Consider the following 18,346-nt stretch of genomic DNA (forward strand, 5'->3'; position numbering starts at 1 on the left):
CAATCGATTAAATCGAACAAGATTCGCACTCGTTCACACCTTCCTCAGTATTGTCATCGGTAAAGGTGCGGATATAATAAATAGATTTTATATTTTTATGATAAGCATAGTGGCGAAGAATTGTAAGGTCTCGGGTCGTCATTTTTGGAGTTCCGCCCTCTTTCCAATCATAGATACCATCAGGGATCGTAGAACGCATAAACAAAGTCAAAGCCATACCTTGATCAACATGTTCCTGCGCAGCTGCATAAGTATCGATCACCTTGCGCTGATCAATATCATAGGCTGATACATAGTAAGGCAGTGTTTCGTTATTCAATCCGTTAGCGGGATAAAATACTCGACCTGTAACGCCTTCTGCACGAGCTTCAACTCTAGAAACGATCGGTTGAAGGCTTGCGGTGGTGTCATTAACATAAGAGATCGATCCAGTCGGAGCAACTGCTTGACGATAAGCGTTATATAAACCGTATCGTTGGACCGATTCTTTTAGTGCACGCCAATCCTCGACTGTCGGAATATGAAAGTTTTTAAATAGTTCTTTAACTTTATGACTTTTAGGTCCCCAGTTTTTATCTAAATATTTATCAAAATAACTTCCATTGGCATAATCTGATTTTTCAAATTCAAAAAATGTCTCGCCGCGCTCTTTAGCGATTTTATTAGAAGCAGCTAAAGTGTAATAGTTGGTCATCAAAAAGAACGTGTTAACAAAATCCAGCGCTATTTCGTCGCCATAGAATATTTTATTTTTGGCTAAAAAGGCCGCCAGCCCCATTGCGCCTAGGCCAATAGCGTGTTTTTGCTGGTTACCGTTCTGTACCGATGGAACGACTGAAATATCCGAACTTTCCGAAACAAAAGTCAAAGCCCTGGTCATCGTTTCGATCGATTTGCCAAAATCCGCAGTTTTCATCATGTTGTCTATGTTGATAGACCCCAAATTACAAGATATGTCGGCACCGAGCTGAGTATATTCTTGTCGATCGTTCAAACGGGAAATCGTTTGTGTCTGCAATATTTCAGAACACAAATTTGAAGTGACTATTTTGCCGTATACAGGATTAGCTCTATTTGTTATATCTAAATTAATGACATAAGGATAGCCGGATTCCTGTTGAAGCTTAGATATCTCGGTTTCCAGTGTGCGCGCATCTATCCAATATTTCTTAATGGCATCGTTTTCGACCATGTCATCATATTCTTTAGTTATATCAACGTAATTAAATGGCACCCCGTAAACTTTTTCAACATCAAAAGGTGAAAATAGTGCCATTTTTTTGCCGGTTTCGGTTAGTTCATAGAACTTATCAGGGACAGTCAGCCCCAGCGAAAGGGTCTTGACACGAATTTTTTCATCTGCATTTTCTTTTTTAGCTGACAAAAAATCCATTACGTCAGGATGAAAAACAGATAGATAGGCGACTCCGGCTCCCTGACGAGCCCCAGCCTGATTACTGTATGTAAAAACATCCTCCATTAATTTCATGATCGGGATCACTCCGGCAGCCATGTTGGAAAGTCCCATGACCGGTGCACCAGCCTCGCGAATATTCGACAAATTTATACCAACGCCGCCGCCGATTTTAGAAAGCTGCATAGCGGAATTAATAGCTCTTCCGATCGAATTCATATCATCAGTTGTCTGTAAAACGAAACAACTCACAAGTTCTCCGCGGCGGGCCCGGCCAGCATTAAGAAAACTGGGCGTTGCCGGTTGAAAACGTTGATGGATCATTTCATCAGCTATTCTCATAGCCAGCTGCTGATCGCCGTCAGCATAATAAAGAGCATTTGCAGCGACCCGATCTTCATAGGATTCAACATAATAATTGCCATCGTTAGTTTTCAAAGTATATTGCGTGTAAAACTTATAAGCAGCCATAAAACTTTTGAATTTGAAATCAACAGAATTCAAAAAATCATAAAGTTTTTCGATAAAAGAAAAATCGTATTTCGCTACCATTTGCCGATCAATGAAATCATGGTCCAAAAGCCAATCCAAACGCTCTTTAAGACTGTCAAATTTAAGCCGGCTGGGTTCGACGTTCTCTTTCATAAAAGCATTGAGAGCTTCTTTATCTTTGTCGATTTGGATAGTATTGTTTCTCGGGATATTAACTTCGTTGTTAAGCTCATAATAATGAACTTTTTCAAGATCTATTTCTTTTAAAGGCATAAAAAACTCCTAATCAGTTCCTAAAAAATAAAAACACCAGGCTAAGTCCCCCGGTGTATAACAATCAATGGATTTTATATTAAATCATGCAGCCTGTGCAGCAGCTTTTTTCAAGAGATCCGGGCGAAATCCAGAAAATGGTTCCATTCCATCAATTTTAACTACCGGGGTCTGACGGAATCCTTCAGCTTTTAACCCTTCAACGAATTCTGGATACTGGCTGATGTTTATTTCTTTAAAATCAAGTCCCATGGAGAGCAAAATTTTTTTCGTCATCTTGCATTGAACACAATTATTTTTTGTATAAACCGTAATATTGTTCATGTTATGCCTCCTAATGTTTGTTTATTAGATGTTCGATGTAATAAATATATACAGATAAAAAGGAAGTTGCAAGAGCATTTTTTTAGGCAAAAAAAGATCATGTGCGTCAAAGGCTGATGGGGCGCGGTTTAGAGTAAATATTACAATTTGTTATCTTTTTCAGCTTGAACTATAAAGAAAAATGTTGCAAGCTTAAGAAGAAGAAAAGCCTATACAAAGGCTTTTATCATTCTATATTTATTCAAGAAAGGTCAATGTTTGGATTATACGTGGAAAAATGTTTTTTTAATTACCACGGAACGTTATTTACCAAATAAAAAGTTTTTTTATGAAAAAAGTTCGTGTTTTATACATTTCGATCGAAGGCAATTCACGCAATTTTATGCAGCGTTTAGAAAAATACTCTAAGGAACAGAATCACCAAAATCCGAACTTTCCAGAAATAGATTCAGTCGAAATAAGTGATTCCACAGATTTTCAGGTTGAAGATAATCCATTTTTTATCAATGTTCCGACTTATCTAGAGGGAGGAACCGGTATTGGACCGGAAATAAAGGAGATTTTCACTAATGCACTTGGAGATTACCTCGACTATAAAGAAAACTATAAAAAATTATTAGGGGTTTTTGGCAGCGGCAACAGAAATTTCAACGTCCAATTCATGCTAACAGCAAAAAGATACTCTGCTAAATATAATGCTCCGCTGCTATATACCTACGAACTGTCGGGAATTCCTAAAGATATAGTTAATATTTACAAAGCTGTCATCAATAAGTTGCAATAAAAAATAGATATATCAACTACTAATTTTGTAATATACCTCGCTGCTTGGTATACTATTTTGTAGACTTATTTTATTTAAGAAAGCGATAAAAAACATCCAAAATGGACTCTGACCCCTCAATATTAGTTACAAGCATCGCATTGATTGTATCTTTACTTCTTGCGGTTATGTTTACATTAACCGAATACTCATTAATCAGATCCCGCCCATCAGCCTTAAGGGCCATAGAAAAGGATCAAAAAAAACCAAGCAGAAGCATAAAATTGGCCATTCACATGACCGAAAATCTGAATGAATATCTTTCGACCGCTCAGACAGGAATAACTCTTACCTCTCTGATCATAGGTTGGCTTGGTGAAGATTCTGCCTCAAACGTTCTTAGAAATTCTGGAATTTTTTCATTTTTTGGAAGAGAGCTGGAAATAGCCGTTTCGTCAATAATCGGTATTCTTTTGTTTACTTTCGTACACGCCGTTTTCACCGATCTTGTACCCAAAAACATTGCTATCGACGAACCAGTCAAGGTTCTATTAAGAATCGCACGACCGGTTCGGTTCTTCCACATCGTACTGTTCCCTTTGATCTGGCTGTTTGATAGAACTGCTGCATCAGTTTCTAATTTATTAGGATTTAAAACAGCAACTGATGAAGATATATATTCGCCGACTGAAATCATAAGCTTAACGAAGAGTTCGGCCCTGGCTTCAGATTCAGAAGTTGACGAAGAAGACGCAAATTTCATGCAGCGGGCTTTTGAAATGAATGACAAAGTCGCTTCAGACGTTATGGTCGATCGTACTTCGATGGTCGTAGTCGATGTTGATGATACGATAAGAGACGCTTTGAATCTTTATTTAAAGGATCAATATTCTCGTTTCCCTGTAACTGCCGATCATGATAAAGATAAAATACTTGGTTACGCTTATAATTACGACATTGTCAGACAGGCAAGAATAGACGATAAAGAAAAAATTTCAACGATCATGCGTGATATCGTTTCGGTGCCAGAAAATATGAAGGTGCCAGAAGTCATGGTCGAAATGAGTACCCATAGAGTCCCAATGGCCATAGTTATTGATGAGTATGGCGGAACTTCCGGAATAATAACCGACAAAGATATCTATGAAGAATTATTTGGTAATATTCGCGATGAGCAAGACGATGAAGACGATGAAATGATCAAAAAACTTGGTCAATCAACTTATCAGGTCGCCGGAAAAATATCTTTATATGATTTAGAAGATTTCTTTAATACGAAAATACCAGAATTCGACGAAGATGATGCGGTAACCTTGACCGGTTTCGTTCAAAATAATTATCCAGATACCAGAAGAGGCGACACTATTTCTGTTGAAAACGACGATTTTAAATTTGAAATAACCGCTAATGACTATGAAGATGCTTACATTAATTTCTTTACAGTAAAAAAAATTGAAAAAGAATACAGTCCTCATGGTGAGATGACTGAAAGAATTGCAGAATAAATAAAAACCTTGAAATTAATTTCAAGGTTTTTTTATAATTCAGGTTTGTAGGAATTGGAATCTCTTTTTGACATCAAAAAAACTAATAGATCAAGAGCCACTAAAATAACAAAACTGCTGATAAATAAGGGAGCAACCCAGCCTTTGTCCATAAAAATACCAGCATATATCGGTCCAACAGCTCTGCCTAAACTGATCGAAGCGCTTATAAAAGCCATGCCCTGACCTTGAAAATTACTAGGAACTATTCTAGACACCCAAGCAGTGGTGCCTGGTGAAAACAGCATTTCACCGAAGACCAATATCACAGTTATAATGACCATCTGCCAGAAACGATCAGCCCAAATCAAAGGAGGAAAAGTCAGAGAAAAAATAAAAGTACCGATCGTGACTGATTTTGATAAAGACCATTTAGAAGTTATCTTGGTAACCAAATTTTGAAACAAAATAATAATTATTCCATTAATAGTCCAAAGATATCCATACTGTTCAACGGTCATGCCCAAGCTGACCATGTGCGGGCTCATCACTGTTTCCCAAAATTGATAAGTCAAGTAGGTCATCATCGTTAAAGCACCGATCGATAACAGCAAGGGCGGATAGTTCAATCTGCTGTTTTTTGTTCGTTTAGATTTTTTTATATTTTCGCTGCTGATAACCGGCTTAGCTATTTTCCTGTTAAAAAAGGATATCGCAATAACAAACATCAGCACATAAAAAAACGCTGCCAATAAAACCGATCCCCTAATACCCAAGCGGTCAAAGATCCATGTGCCAAAAAAAGTTCCAATGACAGTACCGACGTTGAGCATTATGGCCATATTGGAAAAAAAGCTTTTTGGATCGCGAAATGAACTTATACTGCCATAAGAATTTATCAAAGTTTGAAACATTCCAACACCAATATTTAAAAGTAATAACCAAAAAACGTAGTAAGGCCAATCGTGAATGAAAAAAATCATAATTGAACCAGCAAAAGCCAAAACCAACGAAATCAAAAAACTAGAAAAAGGATGCCAGCGATCAAAAAGAAAACCAGCCAGCCAAGAAGCAAGCATCGATACGATCGAACCCATCATTAAAACGATTCCGGTGACAAAAAAAGATTGATGAAGATAGTTATGTACATAAAGAGAAGTGACTGGCCATGTCATCGAAGAACCCGCATTACCGATCAAATATTCTAAATAAATATAAAAGAGTTTTATACAACTGTCTGTGTCGATTGAATTCGGTCTTCGGCCGGCTCCTTTCGAATCAGCACCTGTGTCAGTTTTTTCCATACTGAAATACTATCATTTTCACAAACTCAAACAAAATCTTTAGGTTATAATTTTAAGTGTTGATAGTTGGAGATAATATGGATAATAAACCTAAAGAATTAAGACTGATCCTATTACTTTTCGGAGGAACTGGGGATCTTGCAAAACGCAAGCTTTATCCTTCATTGTTTAACCTTTTTAAAAAGGGTTATTTACAAGAACATTTTGCCGTGATCGGAACTGCTCGAAAAGATCTTGATGATGATAAATTCCAAGAACTCGTTAGGGAATCGATCGCAAATAATGGTGATGAGGGACAGGTAAAAAGTTTTGCTGCTCATTTTCATTACACACATCACGATGTTACCGATCTAAAAGATTACAGCAAACTCAAAGATCTGCTGAATAAATACAACGAAGAATATGATGCTCAGGGCAACAGGATCTTCTATATGTCTGTTGCTCCAAGATTCTTTGGACAGATCGCTGAAGCCATAAAATCCGAAGGTCTGATGTCCGATGATGGTTACAACCGACTGATGGTCGAAAAACCATTCGGTACAAGTTATGAGACTGCTGAAAAATTACAGAAACAATTAGAATCTGGTTTTTCAGACAATCAAATATTCCGTATAGACCACTACCTTGGAAAAGAAATGGTGCAGAATATTCCTGCCATTCGTTTTGGAAATCCATTGATCGATGCTACTTGGAACAAAGATTACATCAAAAACATTCAGGTTACTCTAGCGGAAAAACTTGGTGTCGAAGAGCGTGCTGGATACTATAATACCGCTGGAGCATTGCTTGATATGATCCAAAACCATACTTTCCAGATCGTGGGCTGGCTGGCAATGGAAAAACCAGCATCATTTAGCGATAAAGACATCCGTGCAGCTAAGAATGCCGCTTTTTCAAAGCTTAAAATTTATGACGAAGAGGGCGTAAAAAACAATTTTGTGCGCGGCCAATACGGAAAAGGCAGAGAAGTTTGGCAGAAAGCCTATACTGAAGAACCGGATGTTCCCTCAGATTCAAAAAATGATACCTATGTAGCTGGAAGACTTCAATTCGATACAGATCGTTGGCAAGGAGTTCCATTCTACGTTAGAACTGGAAAGCGTTTATCAGAAAAGCAGACAAGAGTAGACATAGTTTATAAGAAATCTGCCTTTGATTTTGGTGAATTCAATCAGGATAAATTAGAAGAACCAGTTTTAAGTATTCTGATCGATCCAGTTGGCAGAATCGAATTTTCTTTGAATGGAAAAGATGTTACGACTGAATTCCAAACAAGAAGCGATCTATTGAGCTGGCAAGTATCAGACAAAGATAAGGAATTAACTCCTGATCCATATGAAAGGATGTTCCACGATGCTATGAACGGCGACGGTTCAAACTTCGCCGACTGGACTGGAGTATCTATTTCTTGGAAGTTCGTTGACCAAATAGCGAAGACTTGGGATGAAGACAAGGCTCCTCTAGAGACTTACGAATCAGCAACAATGGGCCCAGTCGCAGCTGATCGTCTTTTAGCAGAAACCGGTGACCGCTGGATCTATCGCGGTTAATGGCAACTAAAAATATTGATTTAAAAACCAGTTTCAAAGAACTGGTTTTTGTTTATTTAAAAAAATGATAATTGGCAAAATAGTAGAATATTAATTATGAAAAAAAGTAGTAGAAATCAAGCAAGGGATATAACTTTAGTTGGAGCAGTCGCAGCACTTTACATTTTAGTAGGCATGATACCGCCCCTAAATTTGCGCGGAGGTGCAATCCAGATAAGGCCGGGCGAAGGCTTCAACAATCTTGTTATTTTTAATAAAAGATATATAGCGGCACAAACTATCGGTGTTTTTATTTTTAATTTATTTTTTGGCCTTGGTATCATAGATGCTATCGTTGGGGGCCTGCAAACTTTAGTAATGACCTGGATCGTTTATCAAGTCACTAAGCGGATCAAAAACACTTTTTGGAAATTCGCCGCATCAACTTTGATCGTAAGCTTATTTATGTTTTGGATAGCAGCTGAACTAGTTATTTTCTTTCCAAAACTAGCTAATGGCAGTTTTTGGGCAACTTATGGGAGCTTATTTATCAGTGAATTTATTTCAATGGTAGTTGGTTCTATCATCATCTATGCAGTTTCCAAAGTTGTCGATCTGAGCAAATAAAAAATATAAATAAAAATACCGCCAAATGGGCGGTATTTTTTTACTTAGAAAGAAGTTCTTTATTAGTAACATTAAGATCTTTATCAAAATCATAAACGATAGGCTGACCATTAGCGATCTCTAAGCCCATAATGTCGTCATCAGAAATTTTTTCAATGTACTTTGACAGAGCACGAAGCGAATTTCCATGAGCAGCAATGATCACGTTTTTGCCTTGGCGAAGGTCTGGAGCGATATGATCTTCCCAGAAAGGCATAACTCTATTTAAGGTAACTTTTAGGTTTTCACCAAGAGGCAAAGTCTTCGGATCTAACTCTGCATAACGGCGATCCAAAACAGGATAAGTAACTCCATCAACCGTAATAGATTTTTGGATCTCATCTTGCAAAGGCGGCAAAGTGTCATATGAGCGACGCCAAATATGAACTTGCTCATCCCCCCATTTTTCAGCCGAAGCTTTTTTATTCAAACCTTGTAAAGCACCATAATGACGTTCGTTCAAACGCCAAGATTTTTCCTCGGGTATCCAAAGCTGGTCGATCTCTTCCAAAGCAATGTGCAAAGTCTGGATAGCTCGAGTCAGCACAGAAGTATAAGCTTGGTCGAATTCGATACCTTTTTCTTTAAGAAGCTCGCCAGCTTCTTTAGCCTGACGGACGCCTTCTTCGGACAATTTCGTGTCGACCCAACCATTAAAAAGATTGAGTTTATTCCATTCTGACTGTCCATGACGAATAAATACTAATTTAGCCATTTTTCCTCCAAATCATCTCTATTAATAATATCGCAAACAGACTATCGTTATCCACTAACAAATTATTTTTTTAACTTGATATCAATGGTGAATGCCCAAGGAAGCATCCAAAGGCAGGTCTATAACAAAACTGGTCAGCTGAGAACTAGAATATGCAGAAATATCCCCATGATGCTGATTGGCAATACCTTTAGCTATGGCTAACCCTAATCCAGTCCCAGAAATTTCCTTATTGCCGGATTGGTCAGCCCTGTAAAAACGATCAAAGACCTTTTCCAAACTGCTTCGAGGAATTTGAGTACCATCATTCTGGACTTTCAACTCAACTCTGTCATCTCTTTGAACAGCAGTCATTTTAATAAATGACATACCGGGATTACCGTATTTAAATGCATTATTGATCAAATTTATAAATAAACGAGCAAGCTTTTCGGGATCGGCAACGATCTGTATTTGCTGAGGATTGGTCAAAGCAGACATAGTTATATTGGATTTTTTTGCTTCTAATTCAAATTGAACTATCAATTGATCGAAAAATTCAGAAAGTTCCATCGGTTGAAAATTAAGGTTCTCACCATGGGTTTGTGTTTGTGAGTAAGAAAAAAGATCCTCGACCATTGAAACCAATTGTTGTGCCTTAGCATAAGCAGTACCGGCATGATGCTGTATTTGGTCAGGAGACAGCTGAGGATTGTCTTTGATCAAGCCGAGATAGCCAACGATCGAGGTCAAAGGCGTTCTCAGGTCATGCGAAACATTAGTCACTAATTCACGCTGCTTTTGCTCATTTTTCCTTTCTTCATCCAATAGTTCTTGTTTAGATTTAATCAAAAGATCGATTTGATCTGCTAATTCTTTAGACAGGCGATCGTTAAACATAAGGCCGGATATCTGACCGCTCCCGTGCTCGTTTATATGTTTTAATTCTTCCGTTATAAGTTCAGATTGAATATGGTTTATCTCTTTTAGAAAAAGATAGAGCCAAATAGCCAGAAAAACTAAGAAAATGAAAAGAATAAAAGGAAACGGGATCGATCTTTGAAATAAATGCCTAAATAATGCCCAAAAACCGCCTCTAGAAGCGTAATTTATATTTGAGCTGTCAAACATTAACCCAAAGATAAAAATCGTAGCTACAGCAAAAAAAAGCAGCAAAAAAGCTGCTGCTAAAGCGAATATACTCAAATGGATTTTTTCTTTATTTTTTAATAGCACTATTTGACTTCCACTTTATAACCAACGCCCCAAACAGTTTGAATGACCTCGTCGCCGTTAGTGGCTTCTTTGATCTTGTCGCGAAGATGAGATACATGGACCATCACTGTTTTGGCCGAAACGACAGATTCAGTCTGCCAAACTCTTTCAAAAATCTCATCAGCAGAAAAAACACGATTAGGATGACTGGCAAGCAAATAGAGAATGCCAAATTCCAAAGCAGTAAGAGATACGACATCACCACGAACTGTTTTGACCTCATGAGAATCTTTATTTATGGTTAAAGAACCTGCATCGATTATCTCTGGCGCAACATTTTTGACCTTGTTTGAAGAACGCCTAAGAAGAGATCTCACACGTGCCATGACCTCCAGCGGGTTGAAGGGTTTTGTCACATAATCATCAGCTCCGGTGATCAGACCTTGGATCTTATCCATGTCGCCCGTTTTGGCCGAAACGATCAAAATGGGGATATTGGTGTCTTTCCTAACGATTTTTATAACATCGAATCCACTCATACCGGGCATCATTACATCCAAAATCATTAAAGATATATCGGGAATCGTATGAAGTTTCGATAGAGCTTCCTCGCCAGAGTAAGCCAGGATCGGTTCGTTACCCTCATTTTGTATGTAGATCTCTAACAATTCGGCGATTTCCTTATCATCGTCGACAACAAGGATCTTGGTCATTATTTCCTACCGCCTCTTTTTATTTTTGGATGCTTTTGTCTATACTGCAAACTCGCGTTAGTAGCTAATCCGCCAATGACTAGAAAGCCTCTTGGCAACGAACTGTTTTTGCGCCAGAAGTAATATGATCCTCCAGCTGCGATAGCTATCAGAATAAGCCAATTAGCATTCAAAGATGGATTCAGCCATCTTGGAACAGCAAAAGAAACCACACTGAAAACCACAAACCAGGCAAGAATACCACTGACAGTGAGACCTATCCTTTGGATAAGCGGCCTCTTTTGATCTTTTGTGGGATCAGGTGTTAATACTCTGAGAATCAAAACATATGCGGCCCCGGTGATCAGAGAAAAGAAGACCAAGGTCAGCAAACCAATATCTTGACGAGTTTTTGTCGGTATCAAACCTGTTATTGCATACAAAACAGCAAACATAGTCAGAAGCGTCCAGGCGGTATCTACAAACTCAGTCCAAAAACTAAATTGAAAAAGATTTTGTGTAAAGCGCGGTTGCCGAGCAGATTGAGTTTGTTTGTTGTTTTTTGCCGGTGTATGGATTTTACTGGCCAAACGTTTTCTTCTCAAAGCGGCACCCTTAGGATCTATCAGATCCTGAAAATATTCGGTTGGCGTACCAAAAATTTGCCGGGCTGTGCGGCCTGTTTTTTGTCCCTCTAATAATTTTTGTTTAACTGTAGAGAGTGTGGAATCGGTTTTTTCATCGTCAAAACTTTTTGAGTTTTTTAAAAGCTTGGTCAAGTGAAAAATAAATTCTTGATTTCTCTTTGAAAGTTCGGAATTTGTCATGAAACCTCCGGGTAAATTATACTAAAAAGCCATCGCGGTTAATCGCACCTGGCTTTTAGATCGTTGAAACTCTTAAACATTGAAACGGAAATTAATAATATCTCCGTCTTGAACTAAATAATCTTTTCCTTCTGAACGTAATTTTCCGGCAGCACGGACAGCAGCGACAGAACCCAGCTTATCAAGATCGGAAAAACTTATTGTTTCTGCCCTGATAAAACCGCGTTCAAAATCTGAATGGATAATACCGGCAACTTGAGGTGCCTTCATTCCTTTTTTAAAAGTCCAGGCTCTTGTTTCTTTACCGCCGGCGGTAAAGAACGTTCTCAGACCTAACAAATGATAAGCACTGCGTATCAGACGATTCAATCCTGGTTCCTCGACCCCTGCCATTTGAAGAAAATCTTTCTGATCATCAGGATTCATTTCTGAAATTTCTTCTTCAGTCTTTGCATCAAGGCCTATAACTTCGGCTTTGTCCTTTTTTGCATAATCAGCTACCAATTTATACAGAGGTGATTTTTCAGGATCTGCCATATCATCTTCTGCGACATTAGCAACATACAGCATCGGTTTATCGGTTAGTAGAAACAAACCGCGAACTATTTTCTTTTCATCATCGCTAAAATCCAAACTGCGAACTGGATGCCCGTCTTCTAAGACAGGTTTTATCTTTTTTAAGACAGAATACTCTGCAATTGCCTCTTTATCTTTAGAATTAATAGCAGCTTTTTCTATTTTAGAATATCGATTGTTTATATGCTCCAAGTCAGCGATTATAAGTTCTGTATTTATGATCTCGATATCTTCAATCGGATCTACTTTACCAGAAACCGAAGTTATTTCGGAATCTTCAAAGGCCCTTACCACTTGTACGATCGCATCCGTTTGTCTTATGTTTTCTAAAAATTTGTTTCCCAGACCCTCGCCCTTTGACGCACCTTTAACGATTCCTGCTATATCAGTAAATTCAAAAGTAGTGGGTACGACTTTATCAGCCGGTTCGATCTCTTGGATCCGATCCAAACGAGAATCAGGGACTTCGACAACACCGACATTAGGTTCAATCGTCGCAAATGGGTAATTAGCCATCTCGGCTCCTGCTTTTGTGATTGCGTTAAATAGTGTTGATTTACCAACATTTGGCAAACCAACGATTCCTGCTGTTAATGACATTTATGCTCCTAACCTTAAACAATTCTACTATAACTATTTGTGCTGAACACCCAGCTTTATAGGCAGAATGATAATTATCTCATGGTCAGGGGTACTTTATGGTCAGGTTTGGGAAACTGTTTATCGATAGCCTCTAACTCGTCTTTTGTCAAAACTATATCAGCAGCAGCTAGGTTATCTTTCATATGGCTCAATTTAGTAGTTTGCGGTATTGCGATCGTGTTATTATCACGAATAGCCCACGCAAGCAGGATTTGGATCGGACTGGCATTATGATCCTGAGCTATTTTTTGAATCAGCGGATGATTAAAAAGCTCTCTGCCAAACTCATCGCCGCGTGCTGCCGGTGTGTAAGCGATCAAAGGAATCGATTGTTTTCTTTGCCAAGGAAGCAGATCGAAATCTATCCCTCTGCCGCCTAAATTGTAATAATCTTCATTGGCAAAAACTTCATTTCCGCCTTCGATAGCAAAAAGTTCTTTCATATCATCGAGATCAAAATTGGAAACACCCCATTCTTTTATAAGTCCTTCGGACTTAAGTTGCCGCAAACCAGAAACAGTATCCTTTAAAGGAACATTCCCACGCCAGTGTAAAAGATAAAGGTCCAAATAATCAGTACCCAGTCTCTTTAAACTGTTTTCAAGACTTCGACGCATCAAGCTTGGAGTTGCATTTTGCGGATAAAATTTTGAAATGATAAAAATATTTTTACGATCAAGCTGATCAAGCGCTTGACCTATCAGCCTTTCCGAACGACCAGAACCGTACATTTCAGCAGTGTCGATCAAATTAGCGCCATGAGTCAAACCATACCTGATCGCCTCGATTTCCTGATCTTTGATTTTTGGATTATCCCCAGTCCGCCAAGTTCCAATACCGATAACTGGTAATTTTTTATTTTTAACATTAATTTCTCGCATACAAATAAACTCCTTAATAACTAATTATATTTTAAAATTTATATGTGGATAAATATACTGGTTATTAAAGATGATATACTAAGTTTCCGGAAAGGTGGTAACCAATGGCATTAACCATTAAAGAATTATCAGAAAAGTTAGGGGTAACTAAAACAGCGATAAGAAAAAAACTTACCCCGGAGTTCAGAGAAAAATATACTGAAAGTGTTAAAAATACGATCTACATAAATGACGAGGGTGAAAAATTGATCCTTGAAAGCAGCCATGCGCCAAAAAAGGCAAAAGAAGAATCAAGCAAGCCTGCAGTCGTTAACGAAACAACAAAAGAAGAAGAGCAAAACAATGACGACCTGGTCGGCTTCTTAAAAGAACAAATTGGGCGTCAAGACAAATACATAGAACAAAAAGACGAGCAGATAGAACGTTTGCAAAAACTGTTGGATCAATCACAGCAATTACAATTAATGGCAGAAAAGAAGATCGAGAAATTAGAAGCACCGAAAGAAGATGACAAAGAAAAAGTCAGCAGCAGCGAGGAAGAAAAGGGTTTCTGGAAAAAAATTTTCCATTAAGCTCAAAGTAAAACCAGAGTTGGATCAAAAAAACGACCGCTCTGGTTTTTTAATAATCTAAAATTTTTTTGAGAGATTTATTGAATTTTTCTCTTGTAAGCAGCAAAACACGATGACAATTTCTGCACTCTATTTTTATATCTGCCCCTAAGCGGATAACTTTCCAATCATTTGCTCCGCAGGCATGCTTTTTCTTCATTTCAACGATTGAATTTAAACGATAATCCATCTTAAAAATCCACCCCAAGTATCGATAATATTCGATTTAAATCTTCTTCATCAACAAAATCGATTTCTAAATGTTTGTTTTTTATGGCAACTTTTGTCGCGAATTTATCCTCTAACCTTTCCTTGGCTTCAAAAATAAAGGGATCTTCTGAACTGTTTGTTGGCTTTTTATTCAAAGGACGAACTTTAGTGCCCGGCAAATTTTTGACAAGCTGCTCGACTTGTCTTACCGACAACGATTTTTCAATGATCTTTTTCGCCAAAATGACCATATCGCTTTTAGAATCCAAAGAAAGCAAGGCGCGTGCGTGTCCAACAGAAATAGTTTTATTTCTTAAAAGATCCTTTATTTCTTCGGGCAAATTCAACAAACGAAGAATATTAGTCAAAGCGGTTCTTGATTTACCAATTTTATCAGCTGCTTGAGACTGAGTTAAAGAGGCATTCAACATAAATTGGCGTATCCCCTCAGCTTCTTCGATCGGATCCAGATCTTCCCTCTGCAAATTTTCAACGATGGCTAATTCTGCCATTTGCTGATCAGTTAATTTTTTTATCAAAACTGGTATTTTTTTAAGCCCTGCATCTTTTGCGGCCAAAAAACGTCGCTCACCAGCAACTATTTGAAAAGTATCGCTATCAGCCCGCTGCCTAACTATAAGCGGTTGGATGATCCCACTGTCTTTTATAGACTCAGCCAGTTCATGCAGCGGTTCTTTATCAAATTTTTTTCTCGGCTGATAAGGATTGGGAGCCAGCCTGTTGATATCGACTTCTGCAACCGAACTATCATCAGAGTTTATCTCACCGCTATCGACAGCTGATAAACGCTTTAAATCGGCTTGGCTTTCGTCGTCCGAAAATAAAGCATCAATGCCGCGTCCGAGACCGCGTCGTTTATTGGTCATCGGAAACCAATGCCTCATATTCGATAACAGTATAAAAATGACCTGGTTCGTGTCTATGGTTAACGTTTGGCGTACCAACAAATGAAGCAACAACGTGCCCATGCGAATATTTTAAATAATCGTTGACTTTTTGTTCGTGCAAATGATAATCACCAGCTGTGTGAATAATTTCAACTTGATTTACTTTTTTATCAGCCATCACTCTTAATAATTTCCTTTACCAATTTATTGTATGCACGTGCTCCTGATGATAAGCCTGCAAATTCAAAAATAGATTGACCAAAACTGGGCGCCTCAGCTAAACGAACGCTTCTTGGGATCGTAAATTTATAAGCCGCCTTAGGAAAATGGCCTTCTATTTCTGAAACTACCTGCCGACTTATTTTGGTGTGTGTAGTCATTGTCATCAAAATTCCTTCAATCGTCAAGTACGAATTACTATGTTTTTTTACCAAATTTATCGTTTTTATCAATTGAGCAAGACCTTCCAATGCGAAAAATTCAGCTTGAACAGGAATTAAAACAGAATCTGCAGCAGTCAGTGCATTTAAAGAAAGCAAACCAAGTGCGGGCGGATTATCGATAAGAATAAAATCATATTCCGCATTGATATCAGATAAACTTTTTTTCAAATAAAATTGGCGGCCAGACTGATTTGACAGTTCTACTTCAGCTCCGGCCAGCTGAGTAGTTGATGGAATGATATCGAAGTCATCATCTCTTCGGATAATAGCCTTATTTACGTCAATATTATTATTTATCAGAAAATCATATGAATCGTTCTCGATCTTTTCCAAATCTATACCAGTCGCTGAAGTAGCATTCGCCTGCGGATCAAAATCTATCAACAGAGTTTTCTTTTTATTCTTAAATAGACCGGCAGCTAGATTGACTGCTGTGGTCGTTTTCCCAACACCGCCTTTTTGGTTTGCAAAAGCGATGATTTTAGCCATTCTTCCCTCCGATCGGACTTCTTTTAGGTGTTCCGGCTTTTCTAGGGTATTTATTTTTACTTTTAGCAACTTTATCGATGATCACTAGAGATCTGCGATCACCGTTTGGCAAATCAAAAGAAAAAATATCATTAAAACGTCCGCCGAGTTCTAAGAGTGCTTTTTTGGATGAAGATAGATCCTTTTCGCTGTATTCGCTTTTCATTAAAATTGCCTTCCCGCCTATTTTTAAAAAAGGAAGAAGCAGCTCTAACAAAGTATTGGTATTGGCAACAGCCCGAGCGATCGCAAAGTCGAATTTTTCGCGATAAATTCGGTCTTGGCCAAAATCTTCAGCTCTGCCATGAAGAGTATGCACAGATGTTAACGATAGTTTTTCAATCAAAAGATCTAGAAAATCGATTCTTTTTTGAAGAGAATCAAGCAAAGTCAAATCGATCTTACTATTAAATATTTTCAGAGGAACGCTTGGAAAACCGGCCCCTGAGCCTACATCGATCATAGAAAATTTTTTATCAGAAATAGGTAGAAAGAAAAGCGGCGTTATCGAATCATAAAAATGCTTGATCCAAATGTCTGCCGGGTCGGTGATCGCCGTTAAATTAACTTTTTGATTGTAGTCAATCAAAAAAGTTAAATAATCTTTGAATTGCTTAAGTTGAAGATCAGAAAGAACTAGGTGCTGTTCTTTTAAAGATTCAATAAATTCATTTGGTGTCATTTTTACTCCCGCCCTTTATTCCCTTTTCATCAGAATCTTTTTCTTGTTCACTATTATCTTTAACCAGCATTTCTTTAGATTCACGACTATTTTTTTTGAGATGATACAAATTATAGAAAAATATTACCAGTGTACGAATGACAGCATATGCCGGAACACCCAAAATCATGCCGAAAAGTCCCCAAATATTACCAGCAGATAGTAAAATGACCAAAATAGTCATCGGATGGATCTTAAGATTTCGCCCAATAGCGTTTGGATAAATCAAATTTCCGTCAAGCTGACTAACGATCAAAACGATCAAAACGACAGCTAAAACTTGCTGTGTACTGATGGAAACAGCCACCAGAAGACTTGGTATAGCACTAATAAAGGGGCCTATATAAGGAATGAGCACGCAAATACCGGCAAAAAGACCTAATAAAGGCGCAAAAGGCTGCTTAACGATCAGATAACCAATAATAGTACAAGTCATCACAAAGCCGCCTTCGATCACCTGACCCCCGATATAACGGCTTATAGTTCCGTTCATTTGCCGAGCCAGCAGATCGACCTCTTCTTCTCTTTTCGATAAAAAGAGACGGTTAACGAACGGTATAAATTTATGGCCATCCGCCAGCATATAAAACAGCATGATCGGAATGGTGATCAAATTAATGGTAAAACCCGTTAGAAAAGAAACCACGTTGCCTAGACCGGACAATGAAAAACTCAAAAAAGTTGAAGAATAACGATCGATTTGATTTTCTATATCACGAGTATTGATCTCCCAGCCAAGCCGTTTGAACCAACCAGCCTGCAGCCAATCATTAACAGTTCTTTGAATATGGCTGGCAAACCTAGGCAGGTCTGATAACATGCTGCTTAACTGAGCTATTAAATGCGGCACGAACAGAAAAAAGAGAAATATTATTAAAATCAAGAAAGAGAAAAAAACAATCGTAACCGACCATAAATGAGGTATTTTTGTTTTTGTATCTATGAGAACTACTAAAGGATGGAGCAAATAATATAAAAAACCGGCCACTATAACTGGCAAAAAAATAGTCCTGATAAAAATTCCAATTGGTTCAAATATAAAATTCAACGAAGACAGTACCAAAATCAAGATCGATAGTAATAGGATTTCGACCGTCCAGTACAGCAGCCAGTTTTTTTTCAAAAATTTCATTACTTAAATTATATCTG

Annotated in this window: 20 protein-coding genes; 5 read left to right on the plus strand and 15 right to left on the minus strand. The window is 38.0% G+C overall.

The window, feature by feature from the left end; genetic code table 11:
- Nucleotides 1–7: 7 nt before the first annotated feature.
- Complete coding sequence (gene nrdE / locus ACKP2L_RS08385) at nt 8–2,179, minus strand: class 1b ribonucleoside-diphosphate reductase subunit alpha (RefSeq protein ID WP_439425398.1); 2,172 nt, start codon at nt 2,177–2,179, stop codon at nt 8–10.
- A gap of 84 nt (nt 2,180–2,263) precedes the next feature.
- Nucleotides 2,264–2,503, minus strand: a complete 240-nt coding sequence (gene nrdH / locus ACKP2L_RS08390; RefSeq protein ID WP_439425399.1) for a glutaredoxin-like protein NrdH — start codon at nt 2,501–2,503, stop codon at nt 2,264–2,266.
- A gap of 328 nt (nt 2,504–2,831) precedes the next feature.
- Between nrdH and ACKP2L_RS08395 the strand changes: the two genes are divergently transcribed.
- Nucleotides 2,832–3,287: a class Ib ribonucleoside-diphosphate reductase assembly flavoprotein NrdI gene (locus ACKP2L_RS08395; protein ID WP_439425400.1), complete on the plus strand. Its 456-nt coding sequence runs from the start codon at nt 2,832–2,834 to the stop codon at nt 3,285–3,287.
- Between the two features lie 101 nt (nt 3,288–3,388).
- Entirely contained in the window at nt 3,389–4,771 is a 1,383-nt protein-coding gene (locus ACKP2L_RS08400; protein ID WP_439425401.1) for a hemolysin family protein, read from the plus strand.
- 32 nt (nt 4,772–4,803) lie between these two features.
- On the opposite strand, the gene ACKP2L_RS08405 is transcribed toward ACKP2L_RS08400, so the two are convergent.
- Entirely contained in the window at nt 4,804–6,054 is a 1,251-nt protein-coding gene (locus ACKP2L_RS08405) for an MFS transporter (RefSeq protein WP_439425402.1), read from the minus strand.
- A gap of 77 nt (nt 6,055–6,131) precedes the next feature.
- Here ACKP2L_RS08405 and zwf point away from each other — a divergent pair, with 77 nt between their 5' ends.
- Both zwf and ACKP2L_RS08415 read left to right on the plus strand, forming a co-directional pair.
- Complete coding sequence (gene zwf, locus ACKP2L_RS08410; RefSeq protein ID WP_439425403.1) at nt 6,132–7,604, plus strand: glucose-6-phosphate dehydrogenase; 1,473 nt, start codon at nt 6,132–6,134, stop codon at nt 7,602–7,604.
- A gap of 96 nt (nt 7,605–7,700) precedes the next feature.
- Nucleotides 7,701–8,210, plus strand: coding sequence for a QueT transporter family protein (locus ACKP2L_RS08415; RefSeq protein ID WP_439425404.1), 510 nt, complete (start codon nt 7,701–7,703; stop codon nt 8,208–8,210).
- 40 nt (nt 8,211–8,250) lie between these two features.
- Here ACKP2L_RS08415 and ACKP2L_RS08420 read toward each other — a convergent pair whose 3' ends face one another.
- From ACKP2L_RS08420 to ACKP2L_RS08445, 6 genes are all read right to left on the minus strand, one after another.
- Nucleotides 8,251–8,964: a 2,3-diphosphoglycerate-dependent phosphoglycerate mutase gene (locus tag ACKP2L_RS08420; RefSeq protein WP_439425405.1), complete on the minus strand. Its 714-nt coding sequence runs from the start codon at nt 8,962–8,964 to the stop codon at nt 8,251–8,253.
- A gap of 81 nt (nt 8,965–9,045) precedes the next feature.
- Nucleotides 9,046–10,179, minus strand: coding sequence for a sensor histidine kinase (locus ACKP2L_RS08425; RefSeq protein WP_439425406.1), 1,134 nt, complete (start codon nt 10,177–10,179; stop codon nt 9,046–9,048).
- The gene (locus ACKP2L_RS08430) at nt 10,179–10,871 is read right to left on the minus strand and encodes a response regulator transcription factor (protein WP_439425407.1); all 693 of its coding nucleotides are present in this window, start codon (nt 10,869–10,871) and stop codon (nt 10,179–10,181) included. Before ACKP2L_RS08430 ends, ACKP2L_RS08425 begins: the two co-directional genes overlap by 1 nt.
- On the minus strand, nt 10,871–11,677 hold the full coding sequence (locus tag ACKP2L_RS08435; RefSeq protein ID WP_439425408.1) for a DUF1129 family protein: 807 nt from the start codon (nt 11,675–11,677) through the stop codon (nt 10,871–10,873). Before ACKP2L_RS08435 ends, ACKP2L_RS08430 begins: the two co-directional genes overlap by 1 nt.
- Before the next feature lie 72 nt (nt 11,678–11,749).
- Nucleotides 11,750–12,853: a redox-regulated ATPase YchF gene (gene ychF, locus ACKP2L_RS08440; RefSeq protein WP_439425409.1), complete on the minus strand. Its 1,104-nt coding sequence runs from the start codon at nt 12,851–12,853 to the stop codon at nt 11,750–11,752.
- A gap of 74 nt (nt 12,854–12,927) precedes the next feature.
- Entirely contained in the window at nt 12,928–13,776 is an 849-nt protein-coding gene (locus ACKP2L_RS08445; protein WP_439425410.1) for an aldo/keto reductase, read from the minus strand.
- A gap of 104 nt (nt 13,777–13,880) precedes the next feature.
- Here ACKP2L_RS08445 and ACKP2L_RS08450 point away from each other — a divergent pair, with 104 nt between their 5' ends.
- Nucleotides 13,881–14,348, plus strand: coding sequence for a replication protein B (locus ACKP2L_RS08450; RefSeq protein WP_439425411.1), 468 nt, complete (start codon nt 13,881–13,883; stop codon nt 14,346–14,348).
- 49 nt (nt 14,349–14,397) lie between these two features.
- On the opposite strand, the gene ACKP2L_RS08455 is transcribed toward ACKP2L_RS08450, so the two are convergent.
- From ACKP2L_RS08455 to ACKP2L_RS08480, 6 genes are read right to left on the minus strand one after another with little or no spacing between them, the layout of a single operon-like run.
- Nucleotides 14,398–14,577: a DUF951 domain-containing protein gene (locus ACKP2L_RS08455; RefSeq protein WP_439425412.1), complete on the minus strand. Its 180-nt coding sequence runs from the start codon at nt 14,575–14,577 to the stop codon at nt 14,398–14,400.
- Nucleotide 14,578: 1 nt separating this feature from the next.
- The gene (locus ACKP2L_RS08460; RefSeq protein WP_439425413.1) at nt 14,579–15,484 is read right to left on the minus strand and encodes a ParB/RepB/Spo0J family partition protein; all 906 of its coding nucleotides are present in this window, start codon (nt 15,482–15,484) and stop codon (nt 14,579–14,581) included.
- Nucleotides 15,474–15,683, minus strand: coding sequence for a hypothetical protein (locus ACKP2L_RS08465; RefSeq protein WP_439425414.1), 210 nt, complete (start codon nt 15,681–15,683; stop codon nt 15,474–15,476). Before ACKP2L_RS08465 ends, ACKP2L_RS08460 begins: the two co-directional genes overlap by 11 nt.
- Entirely contained in the window at nt 15,676–16,437 is a 762-nt protein-coding gene (locus ACKP2L_RS08470; protein WP_439425415.1) for a ParA family protein, read from the minus strand. Before ACKP2L_RS08470 ends, ACKP2L_RS08465 begins: the two co-directional genes overlap by 8 nt.
- The gene (rsmG, locus tag ACKP2L_RS08475) at nt 16,430–17,158 is read right to left on the minus strand and encodes a 16S rRNA (guanine(527)-N(7))-methyltransferase RsmG (protein ID WP_439425416.1); all 729 of its coding nucleotides are present in this window, start codon (nt 17,156–17,158) and stop codon (nt 16,430–16,432) included. Before rsmG ends, ACKP2L_RS08470 begins: the two co-directional genes overlap by 8 nt.
- Complete coding sequence (locus ACKP2L_RS08480; RefSeq protein WP_439425417.1) at nt 17,145–18,329, minus strand: AI-2E family transporter; 1,185 nt, start codon at nt 18,327–18,329, stop codon at nt 17,145–17,147. The genes rsmG and ACKP2L_RS08480 overlap by 14 nt, the downstream gene beginning before the upstream one ends.
- Between the last annotated feature and the right edge of the window lie 17 nt (nt 18,330–18,346).

This window comes from Oenococcus alcoholitolerans, from assembly GCF_051852995.1.
Classification (GTDB): domain Bacteria; phylum Bacillota; class Bacilli; order Lactobacillales; family Lactobacillaceae; genus Oenococcus; species Oenococcus alcoholitolerans.

Coding starts and splice junctions, on each gene's coding strand:
- nrdE (WP_439425398.1), bottom strand. CDS start 2,179: ATGCCTTTAAAAGAAATAGATCTTGAAAAAGTTCATTATTATGAGCTT.
- nrdH (WP_439425399.1), bottom strand. CDS start 2,503: ATGAACAATATTACGGTTTATACAAAAAATAATTGTGTTCAATGCAAG.
- ACKP2L_RS08395 (WP_439425400.1), top strand. CDS start 2,832: ATGAAAAAAGTTCGTGTTTTATACATTTCGATCGAAGGCAATTCACGC.
- ACKP2L_RS08400 (WP_439425401.1), top strand. CDS start 3,389: ATGGACTCTGACCCCTCAATATTAGTTACAAGCATCGCATTGATTGTA.
- ACKP2L_RS08405 (WP_439425402.1), bottom strand. CDS start 6,054: ATGGAAAAAACTGACACAGGTGCTGATTCGAAAGGAGCCGGCCGAAGA.
- zwf (WP_439425403.1), top strand. CDS start 6,132: ATGGATAATAAACCTAAAGAATTAAGACTGATCCTATTACTTTTCGGA.
- ACKP2L_RS08415 (WP_439425404.1), top strand. CDS start 7,701: ATGAAAAAAAGTAGTAGAAATCAAGCAAGGGATATAACTTTAGTTGGA.
- ACKP2L_RS08420 (WP_439425405.1), bottom strand. CDS start 8,964: ATGGCTAAATTAGTATTTATTCGTCATGGACAGTCAGAATGGAATAAA.
- ACKP2L_RS08430 (WP_439425407.1), bottom strand. CDS start 10,871: ATGACCAAGATCCTTGTTGTCGACGATGATAAGGAAATCGCCGAATTG.
- ACKP2L_RS08435 (WP_439425408.1), bottom strand. CDS start 11,677: ATGACAAATTCCGAACTTTCAAAGAGAAATCAAGAATTTATTTTTCAC.
- ychF (WP_439425409.1), bottom strand. CDS start 12,853: ATGTCATTAACAGCAGGAATCGTTGGTTTGCCAAATGTTGGTAAATCA.
- ACKP2L_RS08445 (WP_439425410.1), bottom strand. CDS start 13,776: ATGCGAGAAATTAATGTTAAAAATAAAAAATTACCAGTTATCGGTATT.
- ACKP2L_RS08450 (WP_439425411.1), top strand. CDS start 13,881: ATGGCATTAACCATTAAAGAATTATCAGAAAAGTTAGGGGTAACTAAA.
- ACKP2L_RS08455 (WP_439425412.1), bottom strand. CDS start 14,577: ATGGATTATCGTTTAAATTCAATCGTTGAAATGAAGAAAAAGCATGCC.
- ACKP2L_RS08460 (WP_439425413.1), bottom strand. CDS start 15,484: ATGACCAATAAACGACGCGGTCTCGGACGCGGCATTGATGCTTTATTT.
- ACKP2L_RS08465 (WP_439425414.1), bottom strand. CDS start 15,683: ATGGCTGATAAAAAAGTAAATCAAGTTGAAATTATTCACACAGCTGGT.
- ACKP2L_RS08470 (WP_439425415.1), bottom strand. CDS start 16,437: ATGGCTAAAATCATCGCTTTTGCAAACCAAAAAGGCGGTGTTGGGAAA.
- rsmG (WP_439425416.1), bottom strand. CDS start 17,158: ATGACACCAAATGAATTTATTGAATCTTTAAAAGAACAGCACCTAGTT.
- ACKP2L_RS08480 (WP_439425417.1), bottom strand. CDS start 18,329: ATGAAATTTTTGAAAAAAAACTGGCTGCTGTACTGGACGGTCGAAATC.